Source organism: Limnohabitans sp. Rim28, from assembly GCF_000293865.2.
Lineage (GTDB): Bacteria > Pseudomonadota > Gammaproteobacteria > Burkholderiales > Burkholderiaceae_C > Limnohabitans_A.
This window is the reverse complement of the sequence record NZ_ALKN02000012.1, coordinates 51,472-64,504: the sequence shown is the minus strand read 5'-3', so window position 1 is coordinate 64,504 and position 13,033 is coordinate 51,472. Positions and strand designations below refer to the sequence as shown.

The following is a 13,033-nucleotide window of genomic DNA, read 5'->3' as shown; positions in this document are numbered from 1 at the left end:
TGGGGTGTGTCAGATCAATCTGCTGGCTTTGAGGGCTGCTTCAACCAGAGGTTGCAGGGGTTCAGACAACTCGGTCATGGGCAGGCGAAGCTTGGGGCCGCAAAGCCCCATGCGCTGCATGGCCCATTTGACCGGGATGGGATTGGCTTCGACAAAGAGGTTTTTGTGCACCGGCAGCAGTTGAAACTGGATGCGCATGGCTTCATGGACATGGCCTTGAGTGGCTGCAACGCACAGTTCGTGCATCAAGCGGGGTGCCACGTTGGCGGTCACGCTGATGTTGCCTGCACCGCCGCACAGCATCAGGGCGACTGCGGTGGCATCGTCGCCGGAAAAAACTGAAAACGATTTGGGCACATCGCGGATCAGCCACTGAGCACGTTCGATGTTGCTCGTGGCTTCTTTGATACCGATGATGCCGGGTACTTGAGCCAGGCGCAGGACGGTGTCGTGCTGCAGGTCGGCTACGGTGCGGCCTGGGACGTTGTAAAGAATCACGGGCAAGCCGGGTACCGCCTCGGCAATGGCCTTGAAATGTTGGTACAGGCCTTCTTGGGTGGGCTTGTTGTAGTAAGGCACCACTTGCAGTTGGGCATCGGCCCCAACTTTTTGGGCAAACTTGGCCAATTCAATGGCTTCGGCGGTGGAGTTGGCACCGCAACCCGCGATGATGGGAATGCGTTTGGCAGCTTGCTCAACCGAGACGCGAATGATCTCGCAGTGTTCATCCACGGTGACCGTGGGGGATTCGCCTGAGGTGCCCACCACCACGATGGCGTCAGTGCCTTCGGCAACATGCCAGTCGATCAGTTTGCGCAAAGTGGCGTAGTCCACATGGCCGTCTTCGAGCATGGGGGTCACGAGGGCAGGAATACTGCCACGGATGGGGCGAGAGTCGGTGGTCATGTCAGGCATTTCTGATCAAGAAAAGAAACCATTTTAACGAGTGCCAAGGGCCTTCACCCTGAGCGGCTTCTGCTGTTTCAAGCCTTGCTTAAAAGCCATCGGCTGACATCTTCAGTTGACTGGAGACGGACAGCAACGATGCGCTGCACAAAGCGGTCGGGCGACGATTCAAATCCATCCTCGTAAGCCACGGTGCGCAAGCTTTGGGTGGCGCTCAGCAACTCGCCGGGTTGCAGCAAAAAGTCAGGTCGAGAGGGTTTGCCCACCGTTTCGTTGCCTGCTGCAAAGGTTTCGTAAACCAATACGCCGCCTGGCGCAAGGCTTTGCACGATGACCGGCAGCAAAGGGCGCCAAAGGTAATGGGTCACCACCACAGCCCCATAGGTTTGTCCAGAAAAGGGCCAAGGCCCGTTTTCAATGTCGGCACATGTGACTTGACCATGCACTTGGGCCAAAGCCAAAGCGTCTGGATTTCGGTCCACGCCATGCACGGTGTGCCCCTGCGCGGCCAGCCAACGCATGTGGCGACCGGCGCCGCATGCGACATCCAGCACTTGGCTTTTGTCTGCAATCAGGTGGGCCCAGCGTTGCAGCCAAGCGGAGGGGTTTTCGGTGCCGTGCATGGTGTGGAGCGGGTCAGGTTAAAAGCAAGACCACAATTGTTCGGACAACATGATGACCACATCCGGTTGGGTGTAGAGCCAAAAGCTGAGCGCCAAACCCAAGGCGCCAAGCCCAATGAGGGTGCGGCGTGTGCTCATGCGGGCAAAGGTGCTTTTCGCACGATGGGGCTTTCACGCACGGGCAGGTTCACCAATGCGGCAAAAACGCCCAAGGCCACAGCCAAGTACCAAACGATGTTGTAACTGCCTGTTTTGTCGTACAAATAGCCACCCAACCAGACGCCCAAGAAGGAGCCGATTTGGTGGCTGAAAAAGATGAAGCCACTGAGCATGGACAAGTGGGCCACACCAAAAATTTGAGCCACTGACGCATTGGTGGGGGGCACTGTGGACAGCCAGAGCAAGCCCATCACTGCCGAGAAAATATAAACACTGGTGGGCGTGAGTGGCGCCAGCAAGAACAAAACGATGGCCACTGAGCGGGCGGCATAAATGAAGGCCAAGATATTTTTCTTGGACATTTTTTGTCCCAAACTGCCTGCAATGTAGGTACCGAAAACGTTGAACAAGCCGATCAAGGCCAGTGCATAGCTGGCCACTTGCGGGGCCAAGCCGTGGTCTTTCAAGTAGCTGGGCATGTGAACGCCGATGAAAACGACCTGAAAACCACAGACAAAGTAACCCGCCATCAGCAACTGAAAGCTGGGGTACTTGAAGGCTTCTTTCAAGGCTTGTGCAATGGATTGGTCGCGCTGGATTTGGCCCGGTGCGTTCAGGGCTGGCTCGCGCAAGCCCCAAGCCAAAGGCACGATCAGCAAGGCTGCCGCAGCCAAAATCACCAAAGCCGTTTGCCAACCTGCCTGGCTGATCAACAGGCCCTCAACGGGCACCATCAAAAACTGACCAAAACTGCCGGCTGCTGCCGCGACGCCCATGGCCCAGGAACGCCGCTCGGCGGGGACGTTGCGGCCAATCACACCGTAGATCACGGCATAAGTGGTACCCGCTTGGGCCGTGCCAATGATCACCCCCGTGAACAGGGCAAAAACCCAGGGGTCTGTGGCCCAAGCCATGCCCAACAGACCCACGCTGTAGATCACGGCGCCCAGAGCAATCACGCGAAAGGCCCCGAACTTGTCAGCCACCATGCCGGCAAAAATACCCACAAATCCCCAAGACAGGTTTTGGATGGCCATGGCAAAGCCAAATTCTTGGCGGCCCCAGCCTTGGGCTTGGGTGATGGGCTGCAACCACAGGCCAAAGCCGTGGCGAATGCCCATGGACAAAGTGACGATGGCCGCGCCGCAAATGAGCACTTGCGCCAGTGAAAGGGGTTTGTGTTGCATCGGTCGACTTTAACCAATCATGGGCAAAAAAGTTGTCACTTGGGGACGTTCAGCGCGTAGAAGTCACAAATAGCCTGCCAAGCTTGCTCGGGCGTGTCCACGTAATGGAACAGATCGAGGTCACTCGGTGAGATCGTGCCTTCTTCAAGCAGCACCTCCACGTTGATCAGGCGTTTCCAGAACGCGGTGCCAAACAGCAAGATCGGCACTGGGCGTGCTTTGCGGGTTTGCACCAGCGTCATCACTTCAAACAATTCGTCCAGTGTGCCAAATCCACCCGGAAACGCCACCAACGCTTTGGCACGCATCATGAAATGCATTTTACGCAGCGCGAAATAATGGAACTTGAAGCTCAAGTCCGGGGTGACGAAGCGGTTGGGGTGTTGCTCATGGGGCAGTGCAATGTTCAACGCCACAGAAATGTCCCCCGCTTCTTGCGCGCCTCTGTTGGCCGCTTCCATGATGCCTGGCCCGCCACCTGTGCAAATGAACAACTTTTCTGCCTTGGGCAGACATGAACATGAGCGGGCCACGAGTTGCGCAAAGAGACGTGCGTTTTCGTAGTGTTCTGCGTTGCGCACCAAGGCATCGGCTCTGGCAATGTCTTGTGCCTGGCCGCTTTGCGCCGCAATTTGGCGTTGGGTTTGGGCGGTAGCCCGGTCGACAAATCGGGCGCTGCCAAACACCACCACGGTGTGTTCAATGCCCGCTTCGGTTTGAGCCAGATCCGGTTTGAGCATTTCAAGCTGGAAGCGAATGCCCCGGGTTTCGCGGCGCAGCAAAAACTCCGGGTCGGCAAAAGCCAGGCGATGCGCCTCAGGCTGAAGCCAGTCGCTGGACTGAGCGCCAGCCTGCAACTCGTCCCACGCATGGGGCAGTGAAGGGTCTTTGATGTTTTGAGTGCTTTCCATGGCCTTCATTGTGCATGGGCCTAAAGCGTTTTCATGGCCCATGCAAAAAGCCCCTTGCGGGGCTTTCACAGGGCGCGGTCTGAAGTTCTCAGACGCGTTTGCGGTATTCGCCTGTGCGGGTGTCGATTTCGATCTTGTCGCCTTGGCTCACAAACAAAGGCACGGGCACTTCCATGCCGGTCGCGATTTTGGCGGGCTTGAGGACTTTGCCAGAGGTGTCGCCTTTGACCGCAGGCTCTGTCCAGGTGATCTCGCGCACCACGCTGGTGGGCAACTCGACAGAAATGGCTTTTTCGTTGTAGAAAACCACTTCGAGTTCCATGCCGTCTTCCAGATAATTCAAAGCATCACCCATGTTGGTGGCTTCGACTTCGTACTGGTTGAAGTCGGTGTCCATGCAAACATACATGGGGTCCGCGAAGTAGGAGTAGGTGCAGTCTTTCTTGTCCAGAATGACTTGGTCCATTTTGTCGTCGGCGCGAAACACGACTTCGGTACCGAAGTTGGCGATCAAGCTCTTGAGCTTCATGCGCACGGTGGATGAGCCACGGCCGCCGCGTTGGTATTCGGTGCGCAGGACGACCATGGGGTCCTTGCCGTGCATGATGACGTTGCCAACGCGGATTTCTTGAGCGGTTTTCATAGGAATTGAGTCTGAAATGAAAGGGTGTGGCTTGTCGCCAAGCCCGCTATTCTAACCTGTGGGGCTGCTTTTGGGTTGAGGTTCCAGTTGGCAGGCTGTGTGAGGAACTGGCCCCTCAGCTGAGGGGAAGAGGGTTTCAATCCAAGTCATGGCATTCGATGAACCCTGCAGCGGACCTCAGGAGCTTGAGGACTGGGCTTGCACAAAGGCCATGAGTTGGCTGTGCAAAGGGTTTTTTAGGCGCAGTCTGGCGCGTGCTGCTGTGACGCACTCGGACCAAGTCTCCCGATGCTCGGCGTTCAATTTGGGCCAAGCCGTGTTTTCAATGCCGTTCCAAACCCGATGCGCCTGCCGCAGGCTCTGTGGCGCCCGCATCCACGCCAGAAACGCCTCCAGCTTGGCATGGTGTGCGTTGTCGTCTTGCGGGTAGATGTGCCAGATGAAGGGCTGGCCCGCCCACAGAGCGCGCGCCAGCGAGTCTTCGCCGCGCACAAAGTTGAGGTCGCAGGCCCAAAGCATCTCGTCAAAGCCGTTTTGGTCGGTGTAGGGCAGGGCGCTCCAGCTGGGGGGGGCAGGCATGTGGGGCAGCGCCTGCTGCACTGCCGCCAGCGGCCGGCCAGGGGTGACCAACAGGTGGTGGGGTGTGCCCACCAGTTGGTGCATCAGCTGGGGCAATGCAGCGGGTTCGTAGCAAAACAGGCTGACCAGCAGGCCGCCGGATTCTAAATCCGGGGCGTGCAGTTGGCGCCAGGCTGCTCGGTCAAAGCGGTGCTGTCGGGCCAGCAAATCGGTTTCGCGCAGCAGGCCGCCGGTGCCCTCTGTGAAGCCGGGATAGAAAAAGTCTTTGGTCCAGCCTTGGGCAGGGCCGCTCATCACGGGCGAGGGCAGGCGGTGCATGCGCGGCACCCAGTCTTCGGCGCTCAGATATTCCAGATTGATCCACGCCGGTTGTTGCGGGCGAGTGGCAACACCGTGGGCCACAAAGGCTTCGGGCAGGGTGCAGCCAAAGGCTTCGATCCACACGTCGGCCGGTGCAAGGCTTTGCAGCAATTCATGTTGGCTGGCGGCTGCCCAGTGCAGCACTTGTAAATGGGGCAGGGCATCTGCCTCGGGGGCCATCCAGGCGAGGGCCGATGCGTCATCGACCCACAGGCGCACCGATTGGCCTTGGGCCAGCAGCTCGCGAGTCAGGCGCCAGCAAACGCCCAGGTCACCGTGGTTGTCAATGACGGTGCAGAAAATGTCCCAAAGCCGATGCGTTTTCATGGTGGGGGATTGTCGGGGCAAATTGTTTCCCCGTCACAATATGCGCCATGACCGCGGTACACGACGAATCTTTGCTGGCCCAGGTGGCTGCCCTCCCGGCTTTGCCGGGGGTTTACCGCTACTTTGATGCGCAGGGCAATGTGCTCTATGTGGGCAAAGCCAAGCAGCTCAAAAAGCGGGTGTCGAGTTATTTTCAAAAGGACCATGGCGGTACCCGCATCGGTCACATGGTGAGCAAGATTTCCCGCTTGGAGACCACGGTGGTGCGCTCCGAAGCCGAGGCATTGCTGCTTGAAAACAACCTGATCAAGTCGCTCAGTCCCCGCTTCAACATTTTGTTTCGGGACGACAAGACCTACCCCTATCTCAAGCTCACGGGCAACGGCACCTTGTTTTTGACGCCCGTGCCCGCTGTTTCGGGTGCGCCCGAGCCACAAACCTTTCCGCGCGTGGCGTATTACCGGGGTGCGGTCGAGAAAAAGCACCGGTACTTTGGGCCTTTTCCAAGTGCTTGGGCGGTCAAGGAGTCGATTCAGCTTTTGCAAAAGGTGTTTCGCCTGCGTACCTGCGAAGACACGGTGTTTGCCAACCGAACCCGGCCTTGTTTGCTGTTTCAAATCAAGCGTTGCTCGGGTCCATGCGTCAACCTGATCACCCCGCAGGCTTATGCCGACGATGTGCATCACGCCGAGCGATTCTTGAAGGGCGAGACCCAAGCGCTGCTGCAAGAGATGGAGGCCCGCATGATGGCGCATGCTGAACGCTTGGCCTTTGAGCAAGCGGCGGAGGTGCGCAACCAAATGACCGCTTTGTCGCGTGTGCTGCACCAGCAGTCGGTGGACACTGGCACCGATACCGATGTGGACATTTTGGCCGTGCGCGTGCAGGGCGGCCGCGCCTGCGTGAACCTGGCCATGGTGCGCGGTGGACGGCATTTGGGCGACCGGGCCTACTTTCCGGCGCATGTGGAGGATGCGCAGGCTTTGCAGACGATGGAAGACGATGGGCACCCCTTGGTCGCAGTGGAAGTGCAGGTGCTCGAAGCTTTCATTGCACAGCACTACATTGGCATTCCGGTGCCCGCTGCCTTGATCACCAGTGTGGCGGTGGACAAAGCTTTGGTGGCGGCTTTGTCGCAGCAAGCCGGTTACAAAATTGCTGCCGTGCACAATCCGCGTGAGCAGCGCCGAGTGTGGCTGGAAATGAGTGAAAAAAATGCCGACATCAAGCTGGCACGGCTACTGGCCGAAGAAGGCTCACAACAAGCCCGCACCCGGGCCTTGGCCGATGCCTTGGATTTGGCCCCGGACGATTTGGACCAGCTGCACATCGAGTGTTTTGACATCTCGCACACGGCCGGCGAGAACACCCAAGCCTCTTGCGTGGTGTTTCGCCAGCACAAGATGCAAAGCAGCGAATACCGGCGCTACAACATCGAGGGCATCACGCCAGGTGACGATTACGCGGCCATGCGCCAAGTGCTGATGCGCCGCTATGGCAAATTGGCGGAGGCCTTGCGCTCGGGGGAGGGGACGGCCCGGCTGCCAGATTTGGTGCTGATCGACGGCGGTAAAGGCCAAGTGAGCATGGCGCGTGAAGTGTTCACCGACCTTGGGCTGGACCTCTCGCGCATTGTGGGGGTCGAAAAAGGCGAGGGCCGCAAGGTGGGCCTGGAAGAACTGGTGTTTGCCGATGGCCGCGATAAAGTCTATTTGGGCAAAGACTCTGCGGCACTGATGCTGGTGGCGCAAATTCGCGACGAGGCGCACCGCTTTGCCATCACCGGCATGCGGGCTCAGCGGGCCAAGGTGCGCATGGGGGGCAGCAAGATCGAGGAAATTCCTGGCATCGGGCCGCGCAAACGGGCCAAGCTGCTGCAGCGCTTTGGCGGGGTGCGTGGGGTCGAAAGCGCCAGTGTGGAGGATTTACTCGGGGTAGAGGGCATCTCGCGGGAGTTGGCCGAGTCCATTTACAACGCCTTGCACTGAGCTCCAACATTCAGACACACGGGTGTCAGACTCTTGCATGCATCACATGCCACAATCGAAAGCATGTTTTTCACGATTCCGACCCTCATGACTTGGACGCGCATTGCCGCGATCCCCTTGATCATTGGTGTTTATTACTTGGACAGTCTGGCGATTGAGACTCAGAACCTGATCGCCACACTCATGTTTGTAGTGTTTGCCTGGACGGACTGGCTTGACGGTTATTTGGCCCGAAAACTCAACCAAACTTCAGCCTTCGGTGCATTTTTGGATCCAGTTGCCGACAAGTTTTTGGTTTGTGCGGCATTGCTCATGTTGGTTCAAATGGACCGAGTGAACGTGCTGGTCGCTCTCATCATCATCGGCCGCGAGATCGCCATTTCGTCTTTGCGGGAATGGATGGCGCAAATTGGTGCCAGCAAAAGTGTGGCCGTACACATGGTGGGCAAGCTCAAGACCACGGTACAAATGGTGGCCATTCCGTTTTTGCTTTACAACGGCACCTTGTTGGGTGTGATTGATACCCGCGCTTGGGGTGCAGTGCTGATTGTGGTGGCCGCAATCTTGACGGTTTGGTCGATGGTCTATTACATGCAGAAGGCTTTGCCTGAAATCCGAGCCCGCGTGAAATGACCGTGGGCAAACCGTCGGGTGCTTGGGTCTGGGCTACCCCCTTGGTGTTTGTGCTGATCTGGAGTACGGGTTTCATCGTTGCCCGTTTCGGCATGCCCCATTCGCCGCCATTTTCCTTTTTGTTGTTGCGCTACTTGCTGTCCATGGCCTGTTTTCTGCCTTGGATTTTGTGGGCCCAGGTTCCTTGGCCACAAACACGGCAGCAGTGGATTCACCTGTCTGTGACTGGCGTTTTGATACAAGCTTGTTATTTGGGCGGCGTTTGGGCGGCCGTCAAGGCGGGAATGGGTTCAGGACTTTCCTCTCTGGTGGTGGGTATTCAGCCCGTGCTCACAGCGATTTGGTTGTCGTGGATGTCCCGCCCATCTTCTGCACTGGAGGCGGCTTCACCAGCCGTGACCCCCCGCCAGTGGTTGGGTTTGTGGCTTGGATTTGTTGGTTTGTTGATGGTGGTCTGGCACAAACTGAGCTTGTCTAACCCCATGGACCATGTGACACCCGCCAATATGGCTTTTGCCATCGGCGCTTTGTTGGCCATCACGGCGGGAACGCTTTACCAAAAACGGTTTGTGCAACCCTGCGATGTTCGAACGGCCAACACCGTTCAGCTCATGGCTTCTGCTGTGGTCACCTTGCCGCTGGCGTTGCTGGAGACTGAAGCCATCAGCTGGAACGATGAATTGATAGGCGCTATGGCATGGTCGGTTTTGGGTCTGACGCTGGGTGGCAGCTCGCTCTTTTACATCCTGATTCAACGCGGCGCCGCGGCAGCGGTCACCAGTTTGTTGTATTTGGTGCCTCCGACAACGGCGGTGATGGCTTGGTTCTTGTTTGGCGAAAGCATCACGGCCCTGACCTTGGCCGGAACGGCCCTCACGGCCTTGGGCGTTGGCATGGTGGTTCGGTCACCTCGGTGAATGCGCGATCATTCACTTGTCTGTATTCTCTGCATTTTTTGAAAAAGGAAACTCCATGACCCGACACCGTATTGCCGTCATTCCAGGTGACGGCATTGGCAAAGAAGTCATGCCCGAAGGCTTGCGTGTGATGGATGCCGCAGCCCGTAAATTTGGCATTGACTTGCATTTTGACCACTTCGATTTTTCAAGCTGGGACTATTTCGAGAAACACGGTCAAATGTTGCCCGACAACTGGAAAGACCAGATTGGCGGTCACGATGCGCTGTACTTTGGGGCTGTGGGGTGGCCAGACAAGATCGCCGACCATGTGTCTTTGTGGGGCTCCTTGTTGTTGTTCCGCCGGGAATTTGACCAGTACATCAATTTGCGTCCAGCCCGTTTGATGCCCGGCATCATTGCGCCTGTGGTGCGCCGCGATGGCAGCCCTCGTCAACCCGGTGAAATTGACATGTACATCGTGCGTGAAAACACCGAGGGCGAGTACTCCAGTATTGGTGGGCGCATGTTCCCTGGAACTGAGCGTGAAATCGTGATGCAAGAGACTGTGATGTCGCGCATCGGTGTTGATCGTGTGCTGAAATTTGCATTCGAATTGGCGCAGTCGCGCCCCAAAAAACACCTCACCAGCGCCACCAAATCCAACGGCATTGCCATCACCATGCCTTATTGGGACGAACGCGTGGCCGAGATGGCCAAGGCTTATCCCGGGGTCAATGTCGATAAATTCCACATTGATATCTTGACGGCCCACTTTGTTCAGCGCCCAGACTTCTTTGATGTGGTGGTGGCCAGTAATTTGTTTGGGGACATCCTGAGCGATTTGGGTCCTGCGTGCACCGGCACGATCGGCATTGCGCCCAGTGCCAACCTCAACCCAGACCGCAAGTTTCCATCCTTGTTTGAGCCCGTACACGGATCTGCCCCTGACATCGCCGGCAAGGGCGTGGCCAACCCGATTGGTCAGATTTGGTGCGGCGCCATGATGCTCGAATTCTTGGGTTACAAAGCCGCTCACGATGCGGTTTTGAGCGCCATTGAAAAAGTGCTTGCGGCAGGAAAGGATGCCCCGCGCACGCCCGATTTGGGCGGCAAAGCCAGCACTTCTGACGTGGGACGCGCCATCTGTGAGGCTTTGTGAGGAGTTGTGAGGCTTTGTCAGGCGCCATCCAGCGCAGCCGGGCTCATGCATTAAAAAACTGTTCCAGCTTTTACGGAGCTTGAATTTCAAGGCTAGAATTCGTTTTTCCGAGCGTGTACAGAAGGTTTTTTGAAGCACCCACAAGGTGATAATTTCTTCCTGCTGTTCACCTATTGTCGATGTCTCTCGCCACGGCACCCTTCTTGTGCTGGCAGGCATCTGTTTAACCACCGTGATAAACGGTCTAATACCCAGAGGTTTTTTGTGAACAAAACTGAATTGATCGAACACATTGCCAAGCATGCTGATTTGTCCAAGGCAGCAGCAGGTCGCGCCCTTGAGGCCACCATGGGCGCAGTCCGTACCACCCTGAAAAAGGGCGGCACTGTTTCTTTGGTAGGTTTTGGCACCTTTGCCGTGGGAAAGCGTGCAGCCCGTACAGGCCGCAACCCACGCACTGGCGCTGCGATTAAAATCAAGAAAGCCAATGTGCCAAAGTTCCGTCCAGGCAAAGGCCTGAAGGACGCTTTGAACTGATAGATATTTGAGGGGGTGCTTAGCTCAGTTGGTAGAGCGGCTCCTTTACACGGAGTAGGTCGGCGGTTCGAGACCGTCAGCACCCACCACCTCATGAACAAAGGCGAACCCGTGGTTCGCCTTTTTTATTGATCAACCGAGACTTCGAAAATGTTTGACGCCATTCGTAACAAATCCAGGATCCTGATGGGCGTGCTGGTCCTGCTGATCATTCCTTCATTTGTTTTGTTTGGCGTTGAAGGCTACAACAACCGTGACGCCCGCGGTGTTGTCGTGGCCCAAATTGGGGATGTGGAAATCACCCAGCAGCAATGGGATGCCATGCACCAGCAAGAGGTGGACAAAATCCGTGCCTCCATGCCAAACCTTGACCCCAAGATGCTGGGATCGGACGAAGCCCGCTACGCGAGTTTGGAGCGCATGGTCAACGATCGAATGATCGCCGTGGCATCGGAGAAGCAATTGTTGGTGACCAGCGATCAGCGTCTGGCCAATTACCTTCAGCAAGACCCTTCGATCGCCAGGCTGCGTGGCCCGGATGGCAAGCTCGACATGGACCGATACCGTCAGTTGGCTTCCAGCCAAGGCATGACGCCTGAAATGTTAGAAGCCCAAGTCCGTCGTGATTTGTCGGGTCAACAAGTCTTGGCGGCCCTTCAGACCTCGGCCATGTCATCGCAAAAACAAAGCGATGTGGCTTTGCAGGCTTTTTTCCAGCGTCGAGAGGTTCAAATGTTGGGTTTTTCTCCGGCCAATTACGTGGCAAAGGTGAAGCTCAACGATGCAGATCTTGAGAAGTTTTATCAATCCCATTCAGACCGATTCCGTTCGCAGGAAACCGCTGATGTGGAATATTTGGTGTTGGACGCTGCTGCATTGGCTAAAAATATCCAGTTGCCAGAGCAAGATGTCAAAACTTACTACGAGCAAAATGTCCAGCGCCTGTCTGGTCAAGAGCAGCGCCGTGCCAGCCATATTTTGATCAATGCGTCCAAAGATGCGCCAGCGGCCGATAAAGACAAGGCCCGCGCCAAAGCTGAATCTCTGTTGGTCAATTTACGGAAGGACCCCAAAGCCTTTGCTGATTTGGCCCGTAAAAATTCGGATGACACCGGTTCTGCAAGCAACGGTGGCGACCTGGATTTTTTTGCCAAGGGCGCCATGGTCAAGGTGTTTGAAGATGCCGCGTTTGCTCTGAAGAAAGGCGAAATCAGCGCTGTGGTCGAGTCGGAGTTTGGTTTTCACATCATTCAACTCACAGACATCAAAGCGCCGGTGACCCCTGGCCTCGAATCCATGCGGTCGCAACTCGAAGCCGATTTGCGTCAGCAACAAGCCAAGCGTCAGTTCGCTGAGTTTGCTGAAACATTCAGCAACAGCGTTTATGAACAAGCCGATACTTTCACATCGGTGGCGGATAAGCTCCGCTTGCCAATTCAGCAAGCTAAAGGTTTGACCCGAGCCCCCATGGCTGGACAGCAGGGCGTTTTGGCCAATCCTAAACTTCTGGAGGCTGTGTTTTCCGATGAATCGGTCAGCAAGCGTCGCAATTCAGCGGCCATCGAGCTTGGTAACAACACCTTGGTTTCAGCGCGTGTGGTCAATCACAGGCCTGCTGCATTGCAGCCATATGCCGAAGTGAAAGATCAAGTTCGCGCAGAGTTTTTGACCGAACAGGCCATCGCACTGGCCAAAGCCGAAGGGGAGGCCCGTTTGGCCGAGTGGCAAAAGAATCCCACCGCTGCTGCCATGGGTTCGGCCCTGACCATTTCGCGAGATCAAACGCAAGGACAAGCTCAGAAGTTTGTGGATGCCGTCTTGCGAGCAGACCCAGCCAATTTGCCTGCGTTGGTGGGTGTTGATCTGGGCGCCATGGGATACGTCCTCGCGCGTGTCAATAAAATTGTGCCGCGCGATGAGCCAAGTGCGCAGCAAAAAGCGCAAACGCGCGAACAGTTTGCACGCTTGCTGGCCAGTGCAGAGGCCGCAGCTTATATGGCGCACTTGCGGTCGCAATTCAAAGTCAAAATTTTGGTGCCCAAGCCTAAATTGCCGACAGCTTCTTAAATCTCTTTTGCCAAGCCCATCGCCTGTTTCTTCAGGCTATAATCTCTGCTTCGCG

12 protein-coding genes and 1 tRNA gene are annotated in these 13,033 nt (G+C 56.5%); 7 read left to right on the top strand and 6 right to left on the bottom strand.

Going from position 1 to position 13,033, the window contains the following annotated elements; genetic code table 11:
• Nucleotides 1–9 precede the first annotated feature (9 nt).
• From dapA to earP, 6 genes are all read right to left on the bottom strand, one after another.
• Nucleotides 10–906 (bottom strand): 4-hydroxy-tetrahydrodipicolinate synthase, encoded by an 897-nt coding sequence (gene dapA, locus B472_RS13355; protein WP_026039812.1) that lies wholly within the window; start codon nucleotides 904–906, stop codon nucleotides 10–12.
• Between the two features lie 77 nt (nucleotides 907–983).
• On the bottom strand, nucleotides 984–1,529 hold the full coding sequence (locus tag B472_RS13350) for a bifunctional 2-polyprenyl-6-hydroxyphenol methylase/3-demethylubiquinol 3-O-methyltransferase UbiG (RefSeq protein WP_019428322.1): 546 nt from the start codon (nucleotides 1,527–1,529) through the stop codon (nucleotides 984–986).
• Nucleotides 1,530–1,663: 134 nt separating this feature from the next.
• Entirely contained in the window at nucleotides 1,664–2,875 is a 1,212-nt protein-coding gene (locus B472_RS13345) for an MFS transporter (RefSeq protein WP_019428320.1), read from the bottom strand.
• A gap of 35 nt (nucleotides 2,876–2,910) precedes the next feature.
• Nucleotides 2,911–3,786 (bottom strand): TIGR00730 family Rossman fold protein, encoded by an 876-nt coding sequence (locus B472_RS13340; protein ID WP_026039811.1) that lies wholly within the window; start codon nucleotides 3,784–3,786, stop codon nucleotides 2,911–2,913.
• An 88-nt stretch (nucleotides 3,787–3,874) separates the two neighbouring features.
• Complete coding sequence (gene efp, locus B472_RS13335) at nucleotides 3,875–4,429, bottom strand: elongation factor P (RefSeq protein ID WP_019428318.1); 555 nt, start codon at nucleotides 4,427–4,429, stop codon at nucleotides 3,875–3,877.
• Between the two features lie 177 nt (nucleotides 4,430–4,606).
• Entirely contained in the window at nucleotides 4,607–5,695 is a 1,089-nt protein-coding gene (gene earP / locus B472_RS13330) for an elongation factor P maturation arginine rhamnosyltransferase EarP (RefSeq protein WP_019428317.1), read from the bottom strand.
• Nucleotides 5,696–5,742: 47 nt separating this feature from the next.
• Between earP and uvrC the strand changes: the two genes are divergently transcribed.
• The 7 genes from uvrC to B472_RS13295 all read left to right on the top strand — a co-directional run bounded on the left by uvrC (nucleotide 5,743) and on the right by B472_RS13295 (nucleotide 12,978).
• On the top strand, nucleotides 5,743–7,683 hold the full coding sequence (uvrC, locus tag B472_RS13325) for an excinuclease ABC subunit UvrC (protein ID WP_019428316.1): 1,941 nt from the start codon (nucleotides 5,743–5,745) through the stop codon (nucleotides 7,681–7,683).
• Nucleotides 7,684–7,746: 63 nt separating this feature from the next.
• Nucleotides 7,747–8,316, top strand: coding sequence for a CDP-diacylglycerol--glycerol-3-phosphate 3-phosphatidyltransferase (gene pgsA / locus B472_RS13320; RefSeq protein WP_026039810.1), 570 nt, complete (start codon nucleotides 7,747–7,749; stop codon nucleotides 8,314–8,316).
• Entirely contained in the window at nucleotides 8,313–9,233 is a 921-nt protein-coding gene (locus B472_RS13315; RefSeq protein WP_019428314.1) for a DMT family transporter, read from the top strand. Before pgsA ends, B472_RS13315 begins: the two co-directional genes overlap by 4 nt.
• Nucleotides 9,234–9,288: 55 nt before the next feature.
• Entirely contained in the window at nucleotides 9,289–10,374 is a 1,086-nt protein-coding gene (locus tag B472_RS13310) for a tartrate dehydrogenase (protein ID WP_019428313.1), read from the top strand.
• Between the two features lie 264 nt (nucleotides 10,375–10,638).
• Nucleotides 10,639–10,911 (top strand): HU family DNA-binding protein, encoded by a 273-nt coding sequence (locus tag B472_RS13305; RefSeq protein WP_019428312.1) that lies wholly within the window; start codon nucleotides 10,639–10,641, stop codon nucleotides 10,909–10,911.
• Nucleotides 10,912–10,924: 13 nt separating this feature from the next.
• Nucleotides 10,925–11,000: transfer RNA gene (locus B472_RS13300), tRNA-Val, on the top strand.
• 61 nt (nucleotides 11,001–11,061) lie between these two features.
• Nucleotides 11,062–12,978: a SurA N-terminal domain-containing protein gene (locus tag B472_RS13295; protein WP_019428311.1), complete on the top strand. Its 1,917-nt coding sequence runs from the start codon at nucleotides 11,062–11,064 to the stop codon at nucleotides 12,976–12,978.
• Nucleotides 12,979–13,033 lie beyond the last annotated feature (55 nt).